The sequence below is a fragment of the Staphylococcus sp. GDX8P54P genome, from assembly GCF_017893165.1.
Taxonomy (GTDB): Bacteria; Bacillota; Bacilli; order Staphylococcales; family Staphylococcaceae; genus Staphylococcus; species Staphylococcus borealis.
This window is the reverse complement of sequence record NZ_JAESMM010000005.1, coordinates 1-25486: the sequence shown is the minus strand read 5'-3', so window position 1 is coordinate 25486 and position 25486 is coordinate 1. Positions and strand designations below refer to the sequence as shown.

Genomic DNA, 25486 nt, shown 5'->3' with positions numbered 1-25486 from the left:
AAAAAGGAAAGATAAGAATGAAACGACGCTTTACAATGATATTGGTTGCATTGTTAACCATTGCTATTATAGCACCTAAAACATATGCTTCCGAATATGAGCCAACACCTACCGAAATTGCTAGACAATATGGTTACCCAAATGTAACAGATGCCTATCAACCTGAAGGTAGTATTAATGTTAGTCAAACCGGGCAAATTTTATATGACTATCAATCTAACCGAAAATGGTACCCTGCTTCAATGACGAAGTTAATGACCATGTATTTAACACTCGAAGCCATCAATAAAGGGGAACTTTCTTTAAATGACAAAGTACATATTACGGATCAGCATTATCGTATGTCAACGTTACCAGAATTAAGTAATACGAAATTATATCCTGGGGAAACTTATACCATTAGTGAGTTACTTCAAATTACAGTCTCTAACTCAAGTAATGCCGCTGCTTTAATTTTAGCTGATGAAGTTTCTGGAAACGTCAATGATTTTACAGATTTAATGAATAAGAAAGCCAAAGCGCTAGGTATGTCAAATACGCATTTCGTTAACCCAACAGGTGCCGAAAATTCACAATTAAAAGATTTTGCACCATCAAAATATAAAGATCAAGACAATTCCACTTCTACTGCAAAGGACTTCGCAATTCTAGATCACCATGTCATTAAAGAAACACCGAAAATACTACACTTCACTAAGCAACTTGCTCCAACACAACACGGTGTTACATACTATACTTTTAATCATTCATTAGAAGGTGCCGATATGAGTTTGCCAGGTACTGACGGATTAAAAACAGGTTCAAGTGATGTTGCAGATTATAACCATACGATTACAACTAAACGTAAGCAATTCCGTATCAACCAAGTTATTATGGGCGCTGGAGATTACGTTAATTTAGGCGGTGAAAAACAGCGTAACATGATGGGCAATGCGATGATGAACCGTTCTTTTGATCAATATCGTTATAAAAACGTGCTTTCTAAAGGTACGCATAAAATAAACGGTAAAACATACTATGTCAAAGAAAATTTATATGATGTAGTGCCTAAAGACATGACTCAAAAAGATTATAAATTCATTATTAAAGATGGTAAGGTTCATCTTGATTATGATCGTCAATTTCTTACAAAGGACGATGGACCACCTAAAGTTGACGTAACGAAACCCTTATTACACAAAGCAAACACTATTGCTCAAACGACTTGGAAAGAACATCCAATTGTCACTTTTATAGCATTAGCGTTATTAGCAATTGCATGTATACTTATTGTACGTTCAATTATTCATTTATTATTTAAACGCAAATAGCATCAATTAAACGCATATAGTTTGAGACAATGTCTCAGATTCGAGTGATACTCAAATCGATAACATAACGCTGTTATACGACGCCTAGTGGAAATGAACTATATCTACTTTAAAATGACGCACAGGACAGAAATTAAAATACATTCATTGTCCGCTTCTAATATGCTTTAAGCGCGATTTCAAATCAGATAGCTACTGCCAAATGATAAAGAGTCTGGGACATAATTCCTAGAGAAATAGCCAGTAAATGAGTTTTAACAAATTCATTTACTGGCTTCTTTATTTACAATACTCCGTATTGTTGGCTCGCTTGCCCAATGTGCTTTGCTTGTAGAAACTGATTAACTCAGTTTCTCTGTGTTGGGGCCCTTCTTATGGGACAGCTTCAGCCTGTAGTCCTCTAAAGAAATTCTTAGATGAATATTCACTCATTATAGTTGCGACGCTTTCCTGTGGGAAAGGCTCGTGCCTGTAGTCACTCGACACTTTCTTTTCCACTAGGAGTCGCGCAACAACATTCGTCATTCATCTCTAGAATTTCTTACATAAGTGCGCTAGCACTTATGTTCATTAATAATCAACGTAAGAGTCTCGCCAAAATACTTTGTATTTATATGTAATTTTACATTGTAATACTTAAAAAAATAAAGCACTTTCGTATAATTTAATAAGCATCACTAAACTAAATTAACGAGGTGCCTTATGTATAAAGATTAAAACATGACTCAACTTACACTACCAATGGAAACTTCAGTTCTTATCCCCACAAATGATATATCACGACATGTAAATGATATTGTTGAAACAATTCCTGAGAATGAATTCGATGAATTCAGACACCATCGTGGTGCGACATCATATCATCCAAAAATGATGTTGAAAGTAATTCTATATGACTACACACAATCTGTGTTTTCAGGGTGTAAGATAGAAAAATTACTTAATGATAGTATCCGAATGATGTGGCTATCACAAAATCAAAAGCCTTCTTATAAAACGATTAATCGATTTAGAGTAAATCCAAAAGTAGATGCTTTATTAGAATCACTATTTATTCAATTTCATAGTCAATGTTTGAAACAAAATCTTATAGATGATAAAGCTATTTTTATTGATGGTACAAAAATTGAAGCAAATGCCAATCGATATACATTTGTATGGAAAAAGAGTATTCAAAACCATGAGCCAAGGATGAATGATGATTCTAAAGCTCTCTACCATGAATTGGTAACCAATAAAATCATACCTGAGATTAAAAAAGATTGCGATAATGACTTAAAAAAAGAAGAAATAGATTTGATTGGTAGTCATTTAGATAAAGAAATCGAAGGTTTAAACCAACATATCGATAATGAAAAATGTACTAAAATAAGAAAACAAATACGGCTCAAAAGAACTAAAATTAAAAAATACAAAAAGCAAATTAATAATTACTCTGAGCGTAAGCAAAGATACGAAGTTCAAAAATCTATTTTAAAGGATAGAAATAGTTATTCTAAAACAGACCATGATGCCACATTTATGAGAATGAAAGAAGATCATATGAAAAATGGACAACTCAAGCCTGGTTATAATTTACAAATAGCGACAAATTCTCAATTTATTTTATCGTATAATGTGTATCAAAATCCGACTGATACAAGAACAATGATACCATTTTTAAATTCAATTCAAGAGACCTACGGTCAATTACCTGAATACATTGTAGCTGACGCAGGTTATGGTAGCGAATCAAATTATATGGCAATTATAGATAATTTTAATCGGACACCACTCATAACTTATGGAATGTTTATAAAAGATAACACTAAAAAATATAAACACGACATCTTTAATACTCAAAATTGGGATTATGACGAAATTAACGACGAATTCATTTGTCCGAATAATAAACGGCTAGGTTTTAAAAGATATGCCTATCGTCATGATAAGTATGGTTACAAGCGAGACTTCAAATTATATGAATGTGATGATTGTTCAGAATGTCCTCTGAAAAATCAATGTATGAACTTCAATTCAAAAACAAATAAAAGAATAATGAAGCATTATAATTGGGAATATTTTAAAGCCCAAATTAATAAAAAGCTTTCAGAACCAAAAACAAAAGCCATCTACAGTCAAAGAAAAATTGATGTGGAACCTGTTTTTGGATTTATGAAGGCTATTTTGGGTTTCACTCGGATGTCTGTCCGAGGACTCAATAAAGTCAAAAGAGAACTTGGTTTTGTATTAATGGCACTCAATATAAGAAAAGTAACAGCTCAACGAGCTGAAAATAATCAAAAAATTATAAAAAAGACAATTTCTATATTATTTCAATAGAAATTGTCTTTATTTACTTATCCAAGAACTTTATGTCCCGGATTTTTTTAATAGGATTAAATCTCATATTCTTAATTATTTAGCATCTTTGCCATATAATTCTTGTTTAATTTTAGTTGTTGAAATACCTTCCGTACGTTTTAAGTATACAACTTCACATTTGTCTTTTAAGAAGTCAAATTCGCCTTCCCAGTCATGTCCCATTACAAAGACATCTACTTCAAAACGATCTACGTCAGTTTCTTTTTGTCCCCAATCATTCTCAGGAATGACTAAGTCAACATAACGAATTGATTCCAACATCATTTTGCGTTGCTCATAATCATAATATGATTTTTTATTCTTAATTTGATTGAATTCATCTGAAGATAAAGCGACAATTAAATAATCGCCCATTTCACGCGCTCTTCTTAATAATTCAATATGACCATAATGTAATAAGTCGTAAGTGCCGTAAGTAATAACTCTTCTCATATAACGCTATCTCCTTAACATAATTTTTAACATTTTTTCATAACTTTAATTTAGCATAAATAAAATTTACATACCATTAATTATATAAGACATATTACACTATCGCTTTAAAAGGCGTTTGACAGACTGTTTACTATTAAATGCAAATTTCTTAGGCATGACCTGTGCTTTAAATCGGAAATATCCAGGTCGTCCAATACCGACATCAATAAGTGTTTGACGCCACTTCTCATAAGTATCGCGCGTCCAATGCGTTGCACCTTGCTCAACAGCTTGGATAATTCTAAACAACGCATCTCCAGAGTAATTGGTATGTTGCATATCCTTAATATAATGCGTAACTTTATCAATAAAGTTAGGTGTTACTCTACTATATTTTAATAAATAAGCTTGAATAAGATAACTCACGATTAAATCATCCATTCGATAACTATAGTAGGCTTTCTCATTTGTTAAAAGGAGTATCTCCATAACCCTTTGACGTACGCGTCTGGCATCTTCAATATAGGAGATAAACGTATCACCACGCTTATCAGTGATCGAACCTTCTTGCTCATTATATCCATATATCATCAGCGGTAATAATTGTATATCACGTGCAGTTAAATAAGCACGTGTGATAAAGGTATGTTCTTCACAAAACACAACATCTTCATCAAAGCGCAACGCACTAAATTTAGAATTGAATAGTTTTCCACCTGGCCCAATAGATTGCAAGATTTCAGGTGCTTGTGCTAATGATACTAATGCTTCACGGTTCATTTCTTCATGTGTAGGTACAATTTTCCAGTCTCCATGAACGCCTCTTCCAATTTGTCCTATAACGATATCGACTTCTTGATTACGCTCATAATAATCAATCATTTTATCAAGTCTTCCCGGTAGAAACTGATCGTCTGCGTCTAAAAACATAAATGCTTCCACATCATCAGACATTGCAGCTAATCCAAAGTTTCTACTTGCAGCTGCACCTTGATTATCTTGATTGTAAATCATGATATTTTTAACTTCTTTTTGCAATTGCGTAAGTTCATGCCTTGAATGATCTGTAGAGCCGTCATTCACACAAATAATCTCAACTTCATGCGTTGTATCAATCGATTTGATTGCCCTACGTATTGTATTTTCTGCATTATATACAGGAATTATGATAGCTATTTTCATTTTTCCACCATCTTTTCAATAAATTCTGTAACACGTTGAACGCTTGCTTCACTATTATATTTATGCCAATGTTTAAATAATGGTTCAAACAGCGCAACATCATTTTTAATTTTTACAATCAATTCTTCCTCAGTCGTTACTTTATATCGTTGAGGAATGGCTTTGTAAAATTGGTTTAAGCCACGAATTTTATCATATTTTTCTTCGTCATACACATAAAACAATGTCGGTTTATCTAGCAAACTTGCCTCAATAGGTAATGAACTATAATCGCTAATAATGATATCCGCCATAATCATCAATTCTTGAGTTGTCGCTACAGATTGACGTTGCGAAATAGATGGATGTAGTTGATTAATCAATGTGTACTCAGGCAAAGCTTGCTCAAATCGTTCAACATCTATGTGTCTATTATTTTCTGAACCTTCACGATACGTTGGAACATAGACAACTAAGGTTTTATGAATATTATAAAGTCTTTTCAAACGTTCTTGCTCGGCCTTAAGATTGAATTTTAAATAGTGGGTTAAACGAGGTAAACCAAGTGGCAACATTTGTGATTCAGTAGCACCAAATGAGGCCTTAAAGCATTCCCCCATCTCTTTTCCACCAATAAGATAATAATCTGTTGCATGATATACACGCTGGTATTGCTTAACCATTGTGTTGTTAGTTAAATCAACTTGATGATCGGTTAAACCGAAATTTTTTAGGGCACCTGATGCATGCCACGTTTGAATAATCGTTTGTGAGTGTTTCTTAGAATAACCACCTAGCATTAAATAATACGTATCAATGACAATGACTTTTGAACGACTCAACGCTCTGATATGTTTGACGATATGTTTATTTCCTGCAGGTATAAAAGTAATATGGTTAAGATGTTCTAGCCTATATTGTTCTTCAATCTTCGCAATCACAGTTATATTGTAACCCTTACTATCTAAGTCATTAATAATTGGCATGACATCTTCAGGGAACGTCATTAGAACAGTGATACGTTGTTTGTCTACGGATTTCCCTTTAAAAATGAAGTTCAATAATGCAATCATCAACATATATACTTTTTTTATAATTAGTCGCATACGTTTACCTCTCATATTTTCAATATAAAAATTATAAATCAAAACTACCCGATGTGCTGAATATACAAAATCCTTGATAAACGCTTCTACATTTATCAAGGACTTTAAAATTATAAGAAATCTGCGAAATGATCACGATATCTACGATGTAAAATTGAACCTAATACGAAGAATATTAAAATAACGATAACGTTATATAGTAATAATTTCCAATGTTCAATAAAGTACCATTCGTGGAATAATATTGCAGCACGATATGATTCTGCTAAGAAATAGACTGGATTAAATTTAATGATTTCACCAATTGTTCCACCAATACCTGAATCTTTAGGCACCCATAGTATTGGAGACATATAGAATAGAATTCTTAGCAAAGCCTGCATAATCATTTGCGTATCACGTACAATAATGCCGAGCGTCGATGTGAATAATGCAACTGACGCCGTAAAGAAGAATGTAAGTGGTACGTAAATCAATAATTGCACAATATGAATCGAAGGGTAAATACCATTAACGATACAAATGCCAATGATAATTAACAATAATCCTATATGACCATAAAATCGGCTGGTTACCGTATACGTCGGTATAATAGAGAGCGGGAAGTTCATCTTTGCTACTTGATTAAATTTCATCGCTACCGATTTCGTTCCTTCTAAAATACCTTGATTGACGAAGAACCACATACTAATCCCTACTAGCAACCAATAAATAAAAGGTATACCGTGAACAGGCTGGTTACTTCTGATTCCCATACCAAATACGAACCAATAAACCATGATTTGTAATGCTGGATTCAGTAATTCCCATGCTACGCCAAGATAGTTATTCGTATTCGTTATTTTAATTTGAAATTGTGCAAGTCTTTGCACTAAGTAAAAATTCTTGATGTGTTCTTTAAAAACAGATCCTACTGCCGACATTGAAATTAACCACGCTTTCAATTAAATATATACAATGTATTAACGTATTTATTAATGATTCGGATAACTACATTATATATAACATTTTCTCAAAAGTTTAATATAATTATTACGTACGCATCATATTATTATATATTGTAAAGTAGATTACTATAAAATAAGACCATAACTATGGACTTCATTTTATAAAAAAAGTAAAATCTACTTATTGTTTACAAAAAGTTATACAAAATCTCTTATACACTTTACACTAGGTTAATAAATTTAACAACTATTGTATGATGTATTATAATCTATATAAGTATTGATAAGGAAGGAATTATCATGAGCGTATCTGTAAATATCAAAAATGTGACAAAAGAATATCGCATTTATCGCAATAATAAAGAACGCATTAAAGATGCCTTAATCCCTAAAAATAAAAATAATACATTTTTCGCTTTAGATGATGTCTCTATCACAGCACACGAAGGTGATGTCATCGGTTTAGTCGGCATCAACGGCTCAGGTAAATCTACATTAAGTAATATGATTGGTGGCTCAATCTCACCTACTTCAGGCAATATTGAACGCAACGGTGAAGTGAGTGTCATTGCAATCAATGCAGGCCTTAACGGTCGTTTGACTGGTGTGGAAAATATCGAATTTAAAATGTTATGTATGGGGTTCAAAAGAAAAGAAATTAAACAACTTATGCCTCAAGTAATAGAATTTAGTGAATTAAGCGAATTTATTCATCAACCCGTTAAAAATTATTCAAGTGGTATGCGTGCTAAATTAGGATTCTCAATTAACGTTACAATCAACCCTGATATTTTAGTTATTGATGAAGCATTATCCGTTGGAGACCAAACTTTCACACAAAAATGCTTAGACAAAATTTATGAATTCAAAGAAGCCAACAAAACGATATTCTTCGTTAGTCATAACATCCGTCAAGTTCGAGAGTTCTGTACTAAAATTGCTTGGATTGAAGGCGGAAAGCTCAAAGAGTACGGAGAATTAGAAGAGGTACTTCCTAAATATGAGCAATTCTTAAAAGACTTCAAGAAAAAATCAAAAGCCGATCAAAAAGCATTCAGAAAAGGTTTAGATGAAAAACGATTTATTGTTAAATAGCGATCATCAAGATAAAAAATATGAAGAGGCTGGGACAAAATAAAATGTCTCAGCCTCCTTATCATTTTGGCAGTAACTGGCTGAACTGAGGAGGCGCTTGAATCAAACTTTTCTCAGTTCTAGTCATCCTTGCCAACGGGGGCCCGGCAAATGAAATGTTATTAAGAAATTCTATTTGCTAAGCAAGCTAGAAGCGGGACAACGACTTCAAAAGCATGCTGCCCCACTCCTTATTTATTCTTCTTCATTCGTCGCTGTACTTTAAAAATTTTATACATAAATTTAGGAATACTACGCATACGCCCAATACGCTTCCAATCGATTAATAAGCGATATACCCATTCTATATTCAATTGAATAAATAGTTTAGGCGCTCTCTTCTTCGTGCCACTGTAAATTTCAAGTGAGCCACCTACACCCATCATTACAGTACTTTTAAAGGTATGTCGATACTTTTGAATCCACTCTTCTTGTTTTGGAAAGCCCATCCCAACGAAAATATAATCCGGATTAAAACGTTGTATTCGTTTGATGACGGTCTCATCATTTAAGTCTATATAGCCATGATGATAATCAAATTGGGCTTGCGGATATTTCTGCTGTAAATTATTGTGTGCCAGTGTGACTACTTCATGTTTAGCACCCAGTAAATATACCTTTTGATAATTCGTATGCGCAATCTTTAAACAATGTTCCATCAATTCGATACCTGGCACACGTCTTTTTAACGGCGTCCCTAATCGATTCGATGCCTTAATAACCCCAGTACCATCTGGAACAACGTAATCCGCACTATTAATTAGCTGTCTATATGTACTATGCTCTGACGCATAATCAACGATTTCTGGATTAGCTGTCACGATAAACAAATTATCCTCAGTGTCTTGCGTGAAAAATGTTTTGACATGTTCAATCATATCTAGCATTGTTACATTGTCGAATTGAACACCTAAAATATCCACTTTAGTCGCTGTTGTCTCTTTTTGATCATGCATTTAAGTAATCTCCTTACTGTCTAAACCATTTCATATGCATATAGTATATGAAAATAGAATCATAATAAATAATTATTTTTTTCTTCTCAACACGTTTTCAACTGATATTCATGTTCTCTCTAAAAGATACATCTAAAGTCTAAACGCTAAATCATTAAATTTACTTTATAATCAATACTATAATCTTATACTCGACGAGGTCAATTATGGTCTATTTAGAACAATTTTTTACTACAACTATCAATTTAAATATATATTTAATCCTTATTATAGCAATGATCTATATAATGATTCATCAAAATAGACATCGCTCATTTAATCAGTATTTAGACGTTTATTTAAACTATATTCCTGTACTTACACATGAATTTGGTCATGTATTATTTAATAAAATCAGTGGCGGACGCGCAAAAGATTTGGTTATCGTTACCCGTCCATCTGAACGATTGCAAACGATGCAACAAGGTTATGCTATTACGCAATCCAAAGGGCGTATTGGACAATTCATTACAACACTAGGCGGCTATATCATGCCTCCATTGATGCTCTTAATTGGTCTAAGTGCTGCTTATTATGGTCATCCAAGTCTATTCTTAAGCGTTTATATCATTATTTTTATTTATTTTTTCATTCTAACATCACGCAAACTATCACCAATGATTGTATTAATCATATTCATCGCACTTTTATACTTTTTAGTGCAACACGATAATCAATTGCTATTTTATTATTTAGTCATTTTTATGTATCATCTGATTCTTGGCGTATTATTAGGCGAAGTTTTACAATCAAGTTGGACAATATTTAAACTAACATTTCAACGACCCATCCCGAGTTGGGATGGGCGTACCTTAACAGAAATCACACGTATACCCACGTTCATTTTCAGTACCTTATGGATAGCGTTTAACGCGTTAGCAATATACATTATGCTTATCTTCACACTTTAATTCAATTTAAACAAATCTCCACTAAAGCGGTATCACTGACCCATTTAGTGGAGATTCTATTATCTAATTAAACATGTTCTGCAAATATATTCATTGCGTTGTCATAGCTTAGTATCGTTACAATATCATTTCGTTTCACTATCATGACTTTATTCGTTTCATCTTTAGTTACTATTTCAACATCATTTCCAATTGAAATATCTTTGCTTGAAAGATAGACCAGAAGTTCAGTCTTATCACGTACACGTTTAATCGTCACTTTATCACCAGGCGCGAATGCTAATAAAGATATTGTAAATTTCTCTTCGAAATGTTGATTTCTTGGGATAATGCCACCATGTGGACATGTTTCAGGATAATCAAGTATCTTATCCAAACGTTCTACAAACAAATCTGAAATGCGATGTTCTAATATTTCCGCTTCTTGATGTACCTCTTCCCAAGTATATTGTAAAACCTCTATTAAAAATAACTCCAACAGACGGTGACGCTTAATGATATCTAACGTATGTTTCAACCCCTCATCTGAGAGCTTTACACCTTTATAGTGTTTCGTTTCAACATAACCAGCTTTTTCCAAACGTCCAACCATTTCACTAACTGAAGGAGGCTTTATATTTAAATACTGAGATAACTTTTTATTTGAGACAAAGGATGTATCTCCATCATTAGCTAATATTGCTTTCAGATAATCCTCTTTTTCTTCAGTTAACATCATTTCACCTCACCCATGCATTCACTTTATTGTATCATGAATTGCTAATGAATGTTATTCACGCTTATTTAAACAAACTGCAATTTTATTAAAATGCAATCCTGGACAAAAATTATAGAGTGATGCTACTTTGCACATTCATAGTAGCTGACTGAACTAGGAAAAACTCAAATCAAACTTGTATCCCTTCTAGCCATTCTTGTGAGCGGTTCTCAACAAAGAGAATTTCATCAAGACATGCCACAAGTTAAGCAATGTGGGAGTGACCACGAATTTATAAAGCATTCCGTCCCACTCCCACATCGCTATATCTTCAACAACCATGATTAAATTAATCCGTTAAACTGTCAACGATAACCATTTCATCATAGTTAATTGCTTCTCTTAACTTTAATGCTGTACTTTCAGTAATGTCGCCATCATCAGTCAAACTAGATAAAACACGACGTTGTTCTCTCAAAGCATTTAATTTAATCTTCGTAATTGAATCTTCTGCTCGTGTATTAAAGAAATTAGATGGCGATAAGTTATCTATTCTCATAAGATATCCGTCACAAATCATACCAACTTCTAATTTATTATCTTCATTCGCTTCATCTACTAAACGACTGACTACATTATAGTGAACAATCTTATTGATTTTAGATAGTTCCAATAAGTTATCCGTCACACTTAACGATGATGCGGCATTTGTACGCGTTCTTATACGACGTTTTAAAAGTAAAGCTCTTGCGCCAACAATCATTCGACGTATAAGTGAAGCTTGACGATATACTTGAGTACGTTCAGCGTAACGCATATAGTTTTCTAATACGCTCGCTGTAATTTCACCATCATCGGCAAGTTGTTCTAACGTTTTCGTTTCAACTTTAAATGCTAAACTTTGTAATCGTTCAAGTTCTTTAGAGTTCTCGTCATCCTTTTCAACAGATTTCAAGAACGTTAATTTATCGTGATATTCTTTAATCACATTGCCATAGCGGTAACTTGTTTCAAACGATGAATGATGATTCAAGTAATCAATGACATGCTCAAGAATATAAATTCTTGCTTCTTTAAAATTCATACTTCCAATCTTCGCTTTAGGTGCACTCGCTGTTACAAACGGCAATACTACTTGTGCAACCACTAGACTGATAATAACCATACCTGAGGAAATAAATAATAAATCATTACGATATGAGAATGCATGATGATCTGCTAAAAAATAAGGCAGTGTTAATGCGATTGCCAATGAAATGGTTCCATGAACACCACATAGCGTCATGATAAGTGCATACATACTTCGTTTAGGTGGTTTTTCTTTTTTCTTGTCTTCCCCTTCTTCATTCATTAATTTTTGGAAAGGACTGACAGATAAATAGAATAATGGATATAGCACATACACCCAAATAAATCTAAATAGATAGACTGCTAACGCAACCAAGGCCGTGATCACAACTAAGAACAATAAATTGTGTGGTTCTGTTTTTACAATATTCCCAATAACTTCTGGAACTAAAAATCCTAATATTGAAAAAACAAAACCATTCAATGCGTACCCTAGAATATTCCAAGTGTGGTTATAACTCATTTGAAGTCGTGTGCGCGTCTGAGCGATACGATCACGTTCAAAGCCATGTACTAAACCTGCAACAACAGCGGCAATAATTCCTGACGCATGAAACATTTCAGCTACAAGATATGTAACAAATGGTGTTAATAATTGTAAGAACGTAAACATATTAATGTTCTCTATGCCACGTCTGGTAAGCGTTAAACGGAATCTAACGAGTGCAATACCAATAAGTAAACCAATAATTGCACCACCAATTGACGCAATCAGAAATTGTTGCACCGCTTCAAATAATGAAAATGTACCAGTAATTAGAACACCTACTGCAATTTTAAATGAAATGATACCTGCTGCATCATTAAGTAATGATTCACCTTCAAGTATAGTCATAGCACCTTTAGGTAGAACCTTACCTTTTGTAATTGCTTGCACAGCCACAGCATCCGTTGGACATAATATTGCGGCTACAGCAAATGCGGCACCTATAGGAAGTGTCGGCCAAATCCAATGAATAAACAGGCCTACACCAATTACAGTTGTGATAACGAGTCCTAATGCCATTAACATAACCGGTTTAATATAGCGACGTAAATGAGCTCTGGAAACGTTAACACCTTCCACAAACAGTAACGGTGCAATCGTTGCTACCATAAAGAGTTCTGAATCAAAGTTGAATTCTACAGGTACAGGTGTTAAAAAGAGGAGCATTCCTAAAGCAATTTGAATGAATGCCAGAGGCACTTTGGGTATAAAAGTATGAACAAAGGAGCTTATAATCACTACGGCTAGAAATATGAGAATCGTTTCAAATATTTCCAAACTTCCACCCCATTTTATACTTCATATTTAATTGGAGAAATAAGACTTGCCTAATATAAAAAATACGCTTTATGTCTATTTATATCTTTATAAGATACATCTTAAACTCACAATCGGTTAGTTATAATTTTACCATTAAAGTTACAATGAATTAACTAACTTGCATTCATTTTTAATCCATTTTCATTAAATTGATAGCATTCCAATCTACTTCTAACCATTCATTTGTTTGATCACCTATAACAATGATCTTTATAGCTAATAAGACTTTCATTTAGATTTTAATAAAATTTTTACTATCCCCTAACATTGAATTAAACATTCATTACTATGCTTTAGTTAGAAATGTTCAAACTGAAATCATTTCGTTTTAAACAATCGGGTACTTCAATTGAAAACCATTTAGGAGGATTATACATGACTATTTCAAAAAGACTTACTGCGACAGTATTAGGCATTTTACTCTTAATTATGTTGCTTGCAACAGTCGCAGATCAACCGATATCAAATGCATTGATGAATCAAAATGATCTATTTGGCACACTCTTTCAAAATTATGGGTTATTCCCGCCTACGTTAGTACTCATTATTTCTGTGATTATATTCAATTATTATGTATTCACAACGTTTAATCATCGATTTGCTAAGTTAATCATCTTAGTTATGACTTCTGTATTCACACTAATTAAAACGAACGCACTAGTATCAGAAACTGTTCAATACATATTATCAACATCAAATAATATAAAGCACCATAAGCCAATGGGTATGGCAAATAATGAAGGAAATGCAGGTACCGCTTTACCCTTAGGTTGGAGTATGTTTATATCACTAATCATTTTATTAATCATCGCATTTGTTTGTTATTATTTTTGGTTAAAAAACACAAATACTGCTGAATTAACTAGATTATTTAAAGTGTCACTTATCAGTTTTATCGTACTATTTATCGGCTTAGAACTTGTTGGCAATATGAAAGAATTATGGGGACGTGTCAGACCATATGAACTTAGCGACAAAGGAGCACATTTTACCAATTGGCTTACCATAAATGGCAATACAGGGCATAGTTCATTCCCATCAGGGCATACGGGTAATGGTGCCTTTCTCATGTTTCTAGCTTTCTATTTCCATAAGCTTCGCTCACGAAAAATCATGTTCGCAATTGGTCTATTTTATAGTGTATTAATGGCATTAAGCCGAATTCGAATCGGTGCGCATTTTACTAGCGATGTAACCATGAGTTTAATCATTATGTTTGGTCTTATGGTGATGGCAGACGTTCTTATTCATAAGATAACTTCAAATACTAATCAGCAATAATGTGGCATGTATGACGGACGTATCATCATCGATTCAATTGCTACGTTCTAAATTAGAAATAACTACAGTTGACGTATATTTTATCTTTACTACAATTTTAACCGTACGATATTTCTATTTTAAGGAGTTAAAATCATGAATACATTTTCAGAGAAAGAGAAACTGACATTATTATCAGATATTGTAGAGATTAATACGGTGAATGATAATGAAATGGAAGTTGCTACTTATTTAAAAGACTTATTTGAAGCACATCATATTAAGGCAGAAATTGATACGGTTGAAGGTCAACGTGCAAACTTAATTGCTACAATCGGTAGTGGAAGTCCTGTGGTAGCAATTTCAGGCCACATGGATGTTGTATCAGAAGGAGATCACAATGATTGGGACTATCCCCCATTTCAATTGACCGAAAAAGAAAACCGACTATATGGCCGTGGTACTTCAGATATGAAATCTGGATTAATGGCTTTAGCCATTGCAATGATTGAATTGAAAGAAAACCATCAACTACCTCATGGCACGATAAAATTCATGGCAACTGCGGGTGAAGAAAGAGAGCAACTTGGTTCAGCACAACTATATCAAAAAGGTTATATGAATGACGTTGACGCTTTGATTATTGCTGAACCATCTGAAACAAACATCGTTTATGCTCATAAAGGATCAATGGATTATAAAATCACTTCTAAAGGTAAAGCTGCTCACAGTTCTGTACCTGTTATCGGATATAATGCGATTAAACCATTAATTGACTTTATTCAAGATATCGACACTGAATATGAACGTATTTCTAAAACTTTAAAAAGCGAGAAACTAGATTTTTCACATCTTATTGAGCGCATTCAAACACAATTAACACAAGACAACCACATAGATGCGGATGAGGTTGAACGTGTGATTTCTGGACTTGTTATTAGCAATACCATTTTACATGGTGGGAACCAAGTGAATTCAGTTCCTGATATTGCCACTGCTGAATTTAATATTAGAACGATTCCAGAATATGATAATAAAAAAGTTAAAGCCCTATTTAAAACTTACTTAGAAGAAGTAAATAAACAAGGGGGTCAACTTGAAGAAGATTTATATTTAGACTTAGATCCAGTATTAACAACAGGAGATAACCCATTAATTAAGATTGGACAACGTGTGGCTAAGCAGATATTCGGCGAAGACATTGTTGCTTCACCAACAGTCGGTGTCACAGACGCTTCTAATTTGTTACGAGATAAAGATGAACACTTTTCTTTCCTAATGTTTGGACCCGGAACAGTGCCACATCAAATTAACGAGTATGTAGAAAAAGAAAAATACCTTCGTTTTATCGACTACTACAAGGAATTACTCATAACTTATTTAAAAGAAGAGTCCGGGACATAAATAATATGATGATGCTATTTTGCAAATTCGCAGTAGCTGACTGAACTGAAAAGGCGCTTTAATCAAGCTTTTCTCAATTCTAGTCACCTTTGCAGGGGTGGGACGACGAATTTAAAAGAATTCTGTCCCACTCCCAACTCATATTTACAACGAGAAAATCTATAATCAAAAGCATAAGTTAGCATCGTACGACGTCACACATTCAAAAGGAGCTGTGGATTTTATGAAAATTTCATGGATCTTTTGGTGGATAGTAAGCGGCATTGAAGTACTAAGTTTTTTAGGATTTGCACTTTTACTTTGGTTAAGATCAGTAGATGCTACAGGTGTCATACAAACGACTGAAGTAAAATGGATTAATATTGCAGTACTAGGATTTGCGTACTTACTCCCCTTCCTAGTACAAATCATATGGCTAGTGATTAATCTCATTTACTCAAAAAGACAACAAACACCCATATAAATGATTTATTCAGCAGGTATTACTTTGTGCTTCACCTATATCATTGTTATTTCTTTATGTTTATTTAAATCTATTAATGACATTAATTTTATATATCAACCTAAAAAATAAGATTGAACATTCAAACCAGTCGTCTTTACGATGACGTGTTTATGTTCAATCTCATTCATTTAATCATTCTCTAGTTTCTTTTCTAGCTTCTGATAAGCTTTCAATATTCTCTTCTTGTTGCTTTTCTTTTTCTTTCTGTCGTTGCTTTTGAACGTCATAATAAATTTTCTCTCGACGTTCCTCTCGAATTCGAGCACGATTTTTAAGTTCCTCTGTTGAATTGTATTCTTTAGAGCTCAATAAAATTGAAGAGCGTTTTGGTGCATCATCTTTACGATACATGTATGCGCCTGTACGGTATGCTGCTCTCGCAACTAAATGCATACCAACTGGTGATGTTAAATTGATAAAAACAATCGATAATAACAATCTTACACTAAAGAAACTCTGTTGATTCGTAAAGTAGATTAACACGCCTACTAATGTTAATAAGACAGATAACGTCGAACTTTTAGTAGATGCATGACTTCGTAAAAAGACATCTTGAAATTTAACAATTCCAATCGCACTAATCACAGCAATAATACTACCAAGAAATATAAGGAGCGCGGCAATCAACTCAATGATTTCGTTTATTTGTACCATTGAATACACGACCTCCCCCTATAAATCTAGAAATAGATACAGAACTTACAAATGAAATAATGGCAACAAGCATAATAGAATCAAGGAATGACACAGTGTTATAAATCACACTAACCACACCTATAATACACATAATAACAGCACTGGAAGCATCAAATGCTACAACCCTATCTGCTGTTGTAGGTCCTTTGATTAAACGGAATAAGCCAATTATGAACGCTATGCCAAACAATACTAATGCACTTGTAATGAAGAAATTCGTGAGCGTTTCAATCATTGTGTCACCTCCGTAATCAAGTTCTCATATTGTTTTATACTTTTAAGTAGGCTTTCTTTTTCTTTTTCAGAAACATCAATACTGTGTATAAAGAATTTATTCGTTGTCTTTGAAATTCGAATCACTGTCGATCCAGGCGTAATAATAATTAAAATTGTCAAAAAGGTTATGGCCCAATCATTTTTTAATTTCGTTTCATACGTTAATAAGCCCGGATTCATGTGATTCGTTTTGAATAAAATGTACTTAATAATACTAATACTAGAAGTAATTAATTGATATAAATAGACGCCGAGAAACTTGATAGCTACCCATATCTTTTTAGGATAAAAAGCTTGTCCAAAGAAACGATGCAGTATATAAATTACTATTAAACCAATGATGAAGCCAGATACGAAGGTAGAGAATTGAAATGAGTCTTCATCTTGAAACAGTACCCATAAAAATGCGATTAATATGTTCAATACAATTTGTCTCATTTATTCCCCTCCTTCAAATGTGTGTTAACAATGCTATGGAAGTAGTTATCATCCAAATTCAATTTTGTAGCATTTTCAGTAGCATGCATCACGACTGGTGCTGCAATTCCCATTGCAAGTACTACTGCGACTAAGACGCCCAGAATTGTTTTACGATGTTTAGGTAGCGGGTTGAAATCAACCTGTTCACCATCATTATCTCCAAAATACATAATAAATAGAATTCTAAATAAGCTATACATAGCTAATAAACTTGTGATAATCATTAATGCTAAGCCAATGTAATTACCATTTTCAATTGCACCTTGGAAAATTAACACTTTTCCTGGGAAACCACTAAATGGTGGAACGCCTCCAATCGCAAATATCATAACAACAAATGCAACACCAAAGAACGGTTCCTTCTTAGCTAGCCCACATAAGTATTTATATTCACGGTAACCAGACATATACACTAAGCTACCTATAATAAAGAACAACATCGTTTTAACGATAATGTCATTGGCTAGATAGAAGATGGCACCATGGACACCTGCAAACGTATTTGAACCTAGACCTAAAATGACAAAACCTATTGATAATATAACTTGATATGAAGCGACTTTCTTAATATCACGATATGCGATAACGCCGAATGCACCTATGAGCATTGTGATACAAGACATAAATACTAGCAATGGATGTGTCACACCTGTATGTTGGTCAAATAGAAGTGTAAAGAAACGAATCAGTGCATACGCACCTACTTTCGTCATTAATGCAGCAAATAAAGCTGCAAGTTCAGTGTTAAGTACTGCATAGGCTTTAGGTAACCACATGAAGAGTACCAATGCGGCTTTCGAACCAAATGCCACAATAAAGACAATTGAAATAATAATAATCGCTTTATTGTCATGAATTTGATCTAAGCGTAATGCGACTTGTGAGAAGTTTAATGTTCCAACTGTCTTATATAACAAGCCGATACCAAGTAAGAAAAACCATGAACCTATGATATTTAATACAACATAAATAATGGCCGCTCTTAATTGTTCGACAGATTGACCTAATGTTACGAGCACGAATGAAGCGAGTAACATAATTTCAAACATAACATATAAGTTGAATAAATCAGATGTTAAGAATGAACCAATAACACCCGTTGTTAAGAACAAGATAAATGTAGGCAAGTAGTATCGATTAACACGATCCTCGCCACGTCCAAATCCATAAGACATGATAAGTGTCACAACAAATGATGCGACAGTCACCATAACTAAACTTAAAGCATCACCTAAAAATTGAATACCAAAAGGTGCTGCCCAACCACCAAAATCAAGGGTGATAGGTTTATGCTGTAGCACATAGATTAATAAATAAAGTGAAATAATTGTATTAATAGACATTGTTCCAATGTACAAAATTTTAGATAACATGTTTTTTTCTTTCGTAAAAACAAGCACCAATGCACATAACAATGGCAATAGGATAGGAAGAACTAATAAGTTACTGTTCATTGTCATCCTCCTCTCCTCTTAATACATCAATATTAGATTCCTTAGTAACACGGTATGTTCGATAAACAAGCACTAATAGAAATGCAGTCATCGCAAAGCCAATAACAATTGCAGTAAGTACAATCGCCTGCAGTAACGGGTCCACATAATTGGTATTAGAACCATGAATTAACGGTTCTGTCATCTTATTACTATAATGACCCATACTCATAATGATTAGATTCCCGGCATGTGTATAAATCGAAATACCTATAACAATTCGAATTAAGTTGAGTGATAGTATCATGTACGTTCCTATAAATACTAAAAATCCTATCACAAGTAATAATATTAAATTCATGATTTACCACCACTCAAAGCCAACATAATTGTCTCAATAACACCAACAACCGTTAACAATATACCTAATTCAAATAATGTAATTGTTGTTACATGCAATTCACCTAATAAAGGCAAATGGATGTATGCTTCACTTTGATATAGGAACGCTTTACCAAAGAACACTGGCACAATTGCAGTAAGTGCCGAAATGATAGCACCAACAATCATCAATTTTTTAAAATCGATTGGAAGACTTTCTAAAACTTCATCTACATCAAAAGCTAAGAACATTAGGATAAAGGCCGAGCTAAAGATTAGACCACCTATAAAACCGCCACCCGGATTATTATGTCCCGCAAAGAAAACATAAAACCCAAAGGTTAATAATATAAAGACAACGATTTTAGTAACGGTTCTTAACACAACATCATTTTCTTTCATCTTGGCCCCTCCTATCTTTGTAATGTAATAATGTATAAATACCTAAACCAGCTATGATTAAAACAATACCTTCAAACATTGTATCCAATGCTCTGAAATCACCTAAGATTGCATTTACGATATTTTTACCGCCAGTTAATTCATAGGCATTCATATAATATTTAGAAATTGACTCAAAACCATCACCTTGTTGTGCAATAAATATCAGAGTCACGACGGCTCCAGCCATAATAAATGACACGATAATTTTGACAGTTTCCTTTTTCATATTCGCAGTAGTTCGTGCGATGTTTGGCAATCTTGAGAAACTGACAATAAAGAGAATTGTCGTAATTGTTTCTACTACTAATTGCGTTAATGCTAAATCTGGTGCTCTCATTAATAAGAAGAACAATGCCACACTATAACCGATGATGCCATTTAAAATAACCATCGTTAAACGTTGACGAATAAACACTAACGCGATACCAACAATACTGATCATAATGCCTAAAATAACTTCCAATGGGCCAAATTCTGAAACTTCTATTTGATGTAGCTTTGGCAAGCCGACTTGGAATATACCGTAAGCAATTAATATAGAGAAAATGAGTACTGTAATAATGTTATAGTGGTTTAATCTGTTGTTCATTAAACCGCGAATCATTTGACCAGAATAACGCTCGAAACCTCGATACACATTACGATAAGAAGTTGTTATCGATGCATATTTAATCACTTGATGCGTTATCGCTTTCCAATTCACTTTTAACGCTAAAATGAGACCAACTATAATAACAATCACACTAAAAATGAGTGGTAAGTTAATGCCATGCCATTGAGATACGTGCGGTGCTATTGCATCGACGTTGCTACCTAAATTGGTAACATTACGAAGTGCTGGCAATACTAAACGCTCAGTGAAAACGTTAGGGATAAAGAAAATAACGGGTATCATAACCATTAAAATGATTGCGGGTAAACTAAACAGCCATGGTTCGTGAATGTGTTTCTTAGGCACTTTCTTTTCATCAAATTCTCCCCAAAAAGTTTCTTTAAGCATGTAAACTGCATAGACAAAAGTAAAGATACTCGCGATAACACCAATTGCTACCACAATAATCGTTAACGTTAGACCAAATTGTTGTAATTCGATTGCGCTAACTAGAGAATCAAAGAACATCTCTTTACTCAAGAAACCATTTAATAACGGTACACCTGCCATTGATAACGCAGCGAGTGTCATGACTAAGTTCATTTTCGGGAAGTATTTTCGCATACCACTTAAGCGACGAATATCTCGTGTACCAGCTTCATGGTCAATAATTCCGACACCCATAAATAAAGCACACTTAAATATAGCGTGATTCATTAAATGGAATAAACCTGCGAATAATATGAGTGTGTAGGTTTTTGCCATTACACCTGATGGATGTTGTGCAATGCCTCCACCTAGACCAACCATCGACATAATCATTCCTAATTGACTAATAGTTGAATACGCTAAGATACCTTTTAAATCATATTGTCTCAAGGCTGTTACAGAGCCGAATATCATCGTAATCAATCCAACAAACGTAACAATATAAATATAACTATCACTTAAGCCTAAAATAGGTGTGAATCTAAATAGTAAAAAGATACCAGCTTTAACCATTGTAGCCGAGTGCAAATAAGCACTTACAGGTGTTGGTGCAGCCATGGCTTTAGGTAACCAAATATGAAATGGAAATTGTGCTGATTTAGTAAAAGCCCCAATTAACAACATTATCATCATTGGTATAAATAGAGCATGTTCGCTAATGCTATGACTTTGTGTAAGTAATTCTGAAATCGTATTTGTACCAGTAATGATATATAGCATAATAAAACCTGTTAATAAGGCTAAACCACCTAATACGGTAATGATAAATGACTGAATTGCACCTAATTGACTTTCAGCATTGCTATACCAGTAGGAAATTAATAGAAATGACGATACACTCGTTAATTCCCAAAATACATACATTAAAATAGTGTTGTTTGAAACGACAATACCTAACATACTAAACATGAATAATAATAAATATAAGAAGAAACGTGGCAAGTTATCTCTATTAGCAGATAAATATTGAGTAGCATAGAAAAATACTGCCACCCCTATAATGGAGATAATTAATCCGAACATTAATCCCAGGCCGTCTAATCTGAGGTTAAGATTAACATCAATAGCGGGCATCCATGGAATCTTAAATTCTACAAATTTTCCATTTAAAACACTGGGAATTTGGGTCAAGAAATACCCTGAAGCTAAAATAGGTGCTAACAATGCAATATATCCCGCAAACCGTCTCAATGGTTTAATAAACAACGTCATTAGGACGATTAGCATAATAACGATTAGTCCACCTAGTAAGTATACTAAGCTCATCAAAAGCCTCCTTTTCAGTAAAAATTAAATTATAAATTTAAAGCGATAATTGTATGAAGTTCATCATCGGCAGACAACCCGATAAATTTAACCGTTTCTTGTGTTGTCTGATGACCTAAATATTTTTGTATGATTGCAATAGAAATACCCGATTGGTAAGCATGATAAGCAAACGTTTTACGCAAAGTTGTCAAACCAATATGACACAACCCTAATTCTTCAGCCGCATGATGAATGATTCGGTAAGCTTGTTGTCTAGAAAGTTCCTTATGTGTTCTTATTGATTGGAATAATAATTGATTATCCATAAGGTTATTATATTCAATAAACCGCTTAATTTCTCCACGCAAGTCATTCGGCAACAAGATTTTGATTGCAGGTGCACATGATTGAATCCAAGAAGATTTAATGTCATCTTGATCATCCATTTTGACGTCGTTTACTTTTAAATTTAATAAATCTGTTAAACGTATACCCGTATGTATTGCTAATTTAAATAAAAGATAATCTCTATCTGATTTACGTTTTAATACATCATACATCTTTTTTATATCATCTTTATTTCTGATTGGTTCAACTTGATTCATCTATCCACCTCATAAAAGTTTCTTATTTAATGATAAACCATATTTTAGTAACATGAAACGTTTTTGCTCAAATTTCTTTAAAATAATGTGTCTCTTTTTTGAATTGATTTCGATATATAGAGTGAAAGGAGGTGACAAACACATGAATGAAATTTCACAATTATCTGTTGTTTGTACGCATATCACTCACGATGCAAGTGGCAAAGCAAAAGAAACGAAACGTCGTTTTACAAACTTAAATACAAGAGCCACAGATTCAGAAATCAGATCTTTTGTTAATATCATCGCACATCTGATTAATGAACCATTCGACAAAATTGAAGTCGTTAAAACTCAAGATTTAACTTAATTCAAATCTAAAAATAATTAAGGAGGTATATAATATGACTAAAACTTTAGAACTTGCTTTTAAAACAAATTTAAATAAAACTGCTAAATTGCAATTCCCACAAGTTAACGTTGTTGTATCAGAGGCTGATGCTAAAGATGCCATGGATAATATTATTAAGCTTAATATTTTACAACCCACAGCCGGTACACCGATTAAAGCGACATCTGCTAAATTAATAGATGTTACGAGTACTGTCATTTTCGAAACGAAATAACCTATCACGATCGTGTTATGTCATTGATTTCGAAACAAAGCGATTATTATGCGTCCATATCGAAAATTGGCAGTAATGAATTGAATTGAGAAGGTACTTCAATGATACTGTTCTCAGTTCTAGTCATCCTTGCGAGCGGACCGTAGCATCAAACATGCGCCTATAAGCAAGACAAATTAGGAGAGTAACAATGAATTCAACTTGAATTCTGTTACTCTCCTTTTTTACTTCAATTCAAAGTCCTACACCTATAATGATGCGCATCAAGACAATTCCGCTACTGTATTTTGAAAATAATATTTAAAATGCGTATAATAATGATGCGTTAATTATAAAAAATGTAGGAGGTCAATTGTGGCATTTTTATTTATACTCGGTATCGTGGCTGGTATGATGGTTCCAATACAAACCTCAATTAATTCTCGTCTAGGACGTTTCACTGAATCATCTTTCTATGCGTCTACCATTTCATTTTTTATAGGTAGTTTATTTTTATTTATATTAAATGTAATTTTTAACCCTAAATTATTTGATGCTTCATTTTATAGTGGCCACACAATAGACTATCATTGGTGGGTTGGTGGTCTGTTAGGCGTTTGTTTCTTAACAGGAAACTTATTATTACTTCCCCGTATAGGTGCAGCATTAACAGTAGTTATGACCGTAGCTGGTCAAATCATCATGGGGCTCTTCATTGATACTTTCGGTTTACTTGGCGCGAGTAATCATCCCTTCACACTTTTAAAAGCAGTAGGCATTTTAATCTTACTCTTCGGTATTTTATTGATGAATGAGATACCTAAAAATAAACTTGAAGAAAAAACAAATCTTATGTTTTATGTATGGCTAATTATCGGATTTATATTTGGCTTTGCACCGCCATTACAAACAACCATTAATAGTGGTTTAGCTCAACAAATGCATAATTCATTGTTTGCGTCACTTGTATCATTTAGCGTTGGCACATTCGCGTTATTCATTCTAACGTTAATATTTAACCGAAGCCTTAAAATTAAAGTCTCACAACCAGATATAGGTAAAATCAAGCCTATTCATTTCATTGGTGGTGTATTAGGCGTTATTTTTGTCACTTCAAACATTATTCTAATGCCATTTTTAGGCGCAGCGTTAACTACAATTGTTGCCATGTTGGGACAAATGCTCATGGGCGTATTGATCGATCACTTTGGCTTAGGTGTTCCCAAAAATTCAATAACATTGCGCAAATTCAGTGGATTAATCGCTATTGCCATTGGGATTGTTTTATTACGTCTCTTTTAATTTGTATAACAGAATATTGATATATTTATTCAAAATGTCTTCTTTTCTTAATTGTTGAGAAGACATTTTTTTAATTTAATAATATTGGGAGTGGGACAGAATTCTTTTTAAATTCGTTGTCCCACCCCCGCAAGGGTGACTAGAACTGAGAAAAGCTTGAATTAAGCGATTGCTCAGTTCAGTCAGCTACTGCGAATTTGCAAAATAGCTTCATTATATTATTTTTGTCACAGCCTCATCACCATTGTATAATCATTGTATAACAACTTTATAGAGGTGATTTTACTGAAGACATTTTTTACCCCATTAAAACT

Annotated in this window: 24 protein-coding genes and 1 pseudogene; 10 read left to right on the top strand and 15 right to left on the bottom strand. The window is 33.5% G+C overall.

Features of this window, described 5'->3' with window-relative positions:
* Positions 1–17: 17 nt before the first annotated feature.
* Together pbp4 and KA909_RS01195 are read left to right on the top strand one after the other, a co-directional pair.
* Positions 18–1310, top strand: a complete 1293-nt coding sequence (gene pbp4, locus KA909_RS01200; RefSeq protein WP_210129882.1) for a penicillin-binding protein PBP4 — start codon at positions 18–20, stop codon at positions 1308–1310.
* A gap of 720 nt (positions 1311–2030) precedes the next feature.
* Positions 2031–3715: pseudogene (locus tag KA909_RS01195) on the top strand (IS1182 family transposase).
* On the opposite strand, the gene tagD reads toward KA909_RS01195, so the two are convergent.
* The 4 genes from tagD to KA909_RS01175 form a co-directional block, all read right to left on the bottom strand.
* Positions 3708–4106, bottom strand: a complete 399-nt coding sequence (gene tagD / locus KA909_RS01190) for a glycerol-3-phosphate cytidylyltransferase (protein ID WP_016930898.1) — start codon at positions 4104–4106, stop codon at positions 3708–3710. The pseudogene KA909_RS01195 and the gene tagD sit on opposite strands and share 8 nt — an antisense overlap.
* A gap of 99 nt (positions 4107–4205) precedes the next feature.
* Positions 4206–5270, bottom strand: coding sequence for a glycosyltransferase family 2 protein (locus KA909_RS01185; protein ID WP_075108859.1), 1065 nt, complete (start codon positions 5268–5270; stop codon positions 4206–4208).
* Positions 5267–6355 carry a teichoic acid glycerol-phosphate primase TarB gene (gene tarB / locus KA909_RS01180; RefSeq protein ID WP_193839674.1) on the bottom strand — a complete coding sequence of 363 codons (1089 nt, stop codon included), beginning with the start codon at positions 6353–6355 and terminating at the stop codon, positions 5267–5269. Before tarB ends, KA909_RS01185 begins: the two co-directional genes overlap by 4 nt.
* Positions 6356–6465: 110 nt before the next feature.
* The gene (locus KA909_RS01175; RefSeq protein WP_049426488.1) at positions 6466–7278 is read right to left on the bottom strand and encodes an ABC transporter permease; all 813 of its coding nucleotides are present in this window, start codon (positions 7276–7278) and stop codon (positions 6466–6468) included.
* A 324-nt stretch (positions 7279–7602) separates the two neighbouring features.
* Here KA909_RS01175 and tagH point away from each other — a divergent pair, with 324 nt between their 5' ends.
* Positions 7603–8397 (top strand): teichoic acids export ABC transporter ATP-binding subunit TagH, encoded by a 795-nt coding sequence (gene tagH / locus KA909_RS01170; RefSeq protein WP_210129881.1) that lies wholly within the window; start codon positions 7603–7605, stop codon positions 8395–8397.
* A gap of 230 nt (positions 8398–8627) precedes the next feature.
* On the opposite strand, the gene tarA is transcribed toward tagH, so the two are convergent.
* Positions 8628–9392: an N-acetylglucosaminyldiphosphoundecaprenol N-acetyl-beta-D-mannosaminyltransferase TarA gene (tarA, locus tag KA909_RS01165; protein WP_075108856.1), complete on the bottom strand. Its 765-nt coding sequence runs from the start codon at positions 9390–9392 to the stop codon at positions 8628–8630.
* Positions 9393–9598: 206 nt separating this feature from the next.
* On the opposite strand from tarA, the gene KA909_RS01160 reads away from it, so the two are divergent.
* Positions 9599–10342 carry a M50 family metallopeptidase gene (locus KA909_RS01160; protein WP_193839675.1) on the top strand — a complete coding sequence of 248 codons (744 nt, stop codon included), beginning with the start codon at positions 9599–9601 and terminating at the stop codon, positions 10340–10342.
* A gap of 67 nt (positions 10343–10409) precedes the next feature.
* On the opposite strand, the gene KA909_RS01155 is transcribed toward KA909_RS01160, so the two are convergent.
* Together KA909_RS01155 and KA909_RS01150 are read right to left on the bottom strand one after the other, a co-directional pair.
* The gene (locus KA909_RS01155; protein ID WP_053030796.1) at positions 10410–11057 is read right to left on the bottom strand and encodes a metal-dependent transcriptional regulator; all 648 of its coding nucleotides are present in this window, start codon (positions 11055–11057) and stop codon (positions 10410–10412) included.
* 331 nt (positions 11058–11388) lie between these two features.
* The gene (locus KA909_RS01150) at positions 11389–13431 is read right to left on the bottom strand and encodes a cation:proton antiporter (protein ID WP_053030699.1); all 2043 of its coding nucleotides are present in this window, start codon (positions 13429–13431) and stop codon (positions 11389–11391) included.
* 417 nt (positions 13432–13848) lie between these two features.
* Here KA909_RS01150 and KA909_RS01145 point away from each other — a divergent pair, with 417 nt between their 5' ends.
* The 3 genes from KA909_RS01145 to KA909_RS01135 all read left to right on the top strand — a co-directional run bounded on the left by KA909_RS01145 (position 13849) and on the right by KA909_RS01135 (position 16600).
* The gene (locus tag KA909_RS01145; RefSeq protein ID WP_193839676.1) at positions 13849–14754 is read left to right on the top strand and encodes a phosphatase PAP2 family protein; all 906 of its coding nucleotides are present in this window, start codon (positions 13849–13851) and stop codon (positions 14752–14754) included.
* Positions 14755–14889: 135 nt separating this feature from the next.
* A complete protein-coding gene (locus KA909_RS01140) occupies positions 14890–16137 on the top strand; it encodes an ArgE/DapE family deacylase (protein WP_193839677.1) in 1248 nt (415 codons plus the stop codon).
* Between the two features lie 223 nt (positions 16138–16360).
* Positions 16361–16600 (top strand): DUF3923 family protein, encoded by a 240-nt coding sequence (locus tag KA909_RS01135; protein WP_193839678.1) that lies wholly within the window; start codon positions 16361–16363, stop codon positions 16598–16600.
* A gap of 174 nt (positions 16601–16774) precedes the next feature.
* Here KA909_RS01135 and KA909_RS01130 read toward each other — a convergent pair whose 3' ends face one another.
* From KA909_RS01130 to KA909_RS01095, 8 genes are read right to left on the bottom strand one after another with little or no spacing between them, the layout of a single operon-like run.
* Entirely contained in the window at positions 16775–17296 is a 522-nt protein-coding gene (locus KA909_RS01130) for a Na+/H+ antiporter subunit G (protein WP_075108850.1), read from the bottom strand.
* Positions 17271–17573: a Na+/H+ antiporter Mnh2 subunit F gene (gene mnhF2 / locus KA909_RS01125; protein WP_053030711.1), complete on the bottom strand. Its 303-nt coding sequence runs from the start codon at positions 17571–17573 to the stop codon at positions 17271–17273. The genes KA909_RS01130 and mnhF2 overlap by 26 nt, the downstream gene beginning before the upstream one ends.
* Positions 17570–18052: a Na+/H+ antiporter Mnh2 subunit E gene (gene mnhE2 / locus KA909_RS01120; protein ID WP_053030713.1), complete on the bottom strand. Its 483-nt coding sequence runs from the start codon at positions 18050–18052 to the stop codon at positions 17570–17572. The genes mnhF2 and mnhE2 overlap by 4 nt, the downstream gene beginning before the upstream one ends.
* Complete coding sequence (gene mnhD2, locus KA909_RS01115; RefSeq protein WP_070854515.1) at positions 18049–19548, bottom strand: Na+/H+ antiporter Mnh2 subunit D; 1500 nt, start codon at positions 19546–19548, stop codon at positions 18049–18051. The genes mnhE2 and mnhD2 overlap by 4 nt, the downstream gene beginning before the upstream one ends.
* Positions 19538–19888 (bottom strand): Na+/H+ antiporter Mnh2 subunit C, encoded by a 351-nt coding sequence (mnhC2, locus tag KA909_RS01110; RefSeq protein ID WP_075108849.1) that lies wholly within the window; start codon positions 19886–19888, stop codon positions 19538–19540. The genes mnhD2 and mnhC2 overlap by 11 nt, the downstream gene beginning before the upstream one ends.
* Positions 19885–20310, bottom strand: coding sequence for a Na+/H+ antiporter Mnh2 subunit B (gene mnhB2 / locus KA909_RS01105; RefSeq protein ID WP_053030719.1), 426 nt, complete (start codon positions 20308–20310; stop codon positions 19885–19887). The genes mnhC2 and mnhB2 overlap by 4 nt, the downstream gene beginning before the upstream one ends.
* Positions 20297–22699 (bottom strand): DUF4040 family protein, encoded by a 2403-nt coding sequence (locus KA909_RS01100; protein ID WP_193839679.1) that lies wholly within the window; start codon positions 22697–22699, stop codon positions 20297–20299. Before KA909_RS01100 ends, mnhB2 begins: the two co-directional genes overlap by 14 nt.
* A gap of 29 nt (positions 22700–22728) precedes the next feature.
* Positions 22729–23286 carry a tyrosine-type recombinase/integrase gene (locus KA909_RS01095; RefSeq protein ID WP_053030723.1) on the bottom strand — a complete coding sequence of 186 codons (558 nt, stop codon included), beginning with the start codon at positions 23284–23286 and terminating at the stop codon, positions 22729–22731.
* 142 nt (positions 23287–23428) lie between these two features.
* Between KA909_RS01095 and sroA the strand changes: the two genes are divergently transcribed.
* The 3 genes from sroA (at position 23429) to KA909_RS01080 (ending at position 25172) form a co-directional block, all read left to right on the top strand.
* Positions 23429–23635 carry a sigS mRNA-stabilizing protein SroA gene (sroA, locus tag KA909_RS01090; protein WP_053030725.1) on the top strand — a complete coding sequence of 69 codons (207 nt, stop codon included), beginning with the start codon at positions 23429–23431 and terminating at the stop codon, positions 23633–23635.
* 34 nt (positions 23636–23669) lie between these two features.
* A complete protein-coding gene (locus KA909_RS01085) occupies positions 23670–23891 on the top strand; it encodes a DUF2922 domain-containing protein (RefSeq protein ID WP_053030728.1) in 222 nt (73 codons plus the stop codon).
* Positions 23892–24245: 354 nt separating this feature from the next.
* A complete protein-coding gene (locus tag KA909_RS01080) occupies positions 24246–25172 on the top strand; it encodes a DMT family transporter (protein WP_193839680.1) in 927 nt (308 codons plus the stop codon).
* Positions 25173–25486 lie beyond the last annotated feature (314 nt).

Excerpts from the sequence above, each read along its gene's own strand:
- tarA (WP_075108856.1), bottom strand. The coding sequence starts at position 9,392 with ATGCATGATCAAAAAGAGACAACAGCGACTAAAGTGGATATTTTAGGT.
- KA909_RS01135 (WP_193839678.1), top strand. The coding sequence starts at position 16,361 with ATGAAAATTTCATGGATCTTTTGGTGGATAGTAAGCGGCATTGAAGTA.
- KA909_RS01185 (WP_075108859.1), bottom strand. The coding sequence starts at position 5,270 with ATGAAAATAGCTATCATAATTCCTGTATATAATGCAGAAAATACAATA.
- mnhB2 (WP_053030719.1), bottom strand. The coding sequence starts at position 20,310 with ATGAAAGAAAATGATGTTGTGTTAAGAACCGTTACTAAAATCGTTGTC.
- KA909_RS01175 (WP_049426488.1), bottom strand. The coding sequence starts at position 7,278 with ATGTCGGCAGTAGGATCTGTTTTTAAAGAACACATCAAGAATTTTTAC.
- mnhF2 (WP_053030711.1), bottom strand. The coding sequence starts at position 17,573 with ATGATTGAAACGCTCACGAATTTCTTCATTACAAGTGCATTAGTATTG.
- KA909_RS01130 (WP_075108850.1), bottom strand. The coding sequence starts at position 17,296 with ATGGTACAAATAAACGAAATCATTGAGTTGATTGCCGCGCTCCTTATA.
- KA909_RS01155 (WP_053030796.1), bottom strand. The coding sequence starts at position 11,057 with ATGTTAACTGAAGAAAAAGAGGATTATCTGAAAGCAATATTAGCTAAT.
- pbp4 (WP_210129882.1), top strand. The coding sequence starts at position 18 with ATGAAACGACGCTTTACAATGATATTGGTTGCATTGTTAACCATTGCT.
- KA909_RS01140 (WP_193839677.1), top strand. The coding sequence starts at position 14,890 with ATGAATACATTTTCAGAGAAAGAGAAACTGACATTATTATCAGATATT.
- mnhE2 (WP_053030713.1), bottom strand. The coding sequence starts at position 18,052 with ATGAGACAAATTGTATTGAACATATTAATCGCATTTTTATGGGTACTG.
- KA909_RS01160 (WP_193839675.1), top strand. The coding sequence starts at position 9,599 with ATGGTCTATTTAGAACAATTTTTTACTACAACTATCAATTTAAATATA.
- KA909_RS01095 (WP_053030723.1), bottom strand. The coding sequence starts at position 23,286 with ATGAATCAAGTTGAACCAATCAGAAATAAAGATGATATAAAAAAGATG.
- mnhD2 (WP_070854515.1), bottom strand. The coding sequence starts at position 19,548 with ATGAACAGTAACTTATTAGTTCTTCCTATCCTATTGCCATTGTTATGT.
- KA909_RS01145 (WP_193839676.1), top strand. The coding sequence starts at position 13,849 with ATGACTATTTCAAAAAGACTTACTGCGACAGTATTAGGCATTTTACTC.
- sroA (WP_053030725.1), top strand. The coding sequence starts at position 23,429 with ATGAATGAAATTTCACAATTATCTGTTGTTTGTACGCATATCACTCAC.
- KA909_RS01085 (WP_053030728.1), top strand. The coding sequence starts at position 23,670 with ATGACTAAAACTTTAGAACTTGCTTTTAAAACAAATTTAAATAAAACT.
- KA909_RS01100 (WP_193839679.1), bottom strand. The coding sequence starts at position 22,699 with ATGAGCTTAGTATACTTACTAGGTGGACTAATCGTTATTATGCTAATC.
- mnhC2 (WP_075108849.1), bottom strand. The coding sequence starts at position 19,888 with ATGAATTTAATATTATTACTTGTGATAGGATTTTTAGTATTTATAGGA.
- tagH (WP_210129881.1), top strand. The coding sequence starts at position 7,603 with ATGAGCGTATCTGTAAATATCAAAAATGTGACAAAAGAATATCGCATT.
- tagD (WP_016930898.1), bottom strand. The coding sequence starts at position 4,106 with ATGAGAAGAGTTATTACTTACGGCACTTACGACTTATTACATTATGGT.
- tarB (WP_193839674.1), bottom strand. The coding sequence starts at position 6,355 with ATGCGACTAATTATAAAAAAAGTATATATGTTGATGATTGCATTATTG.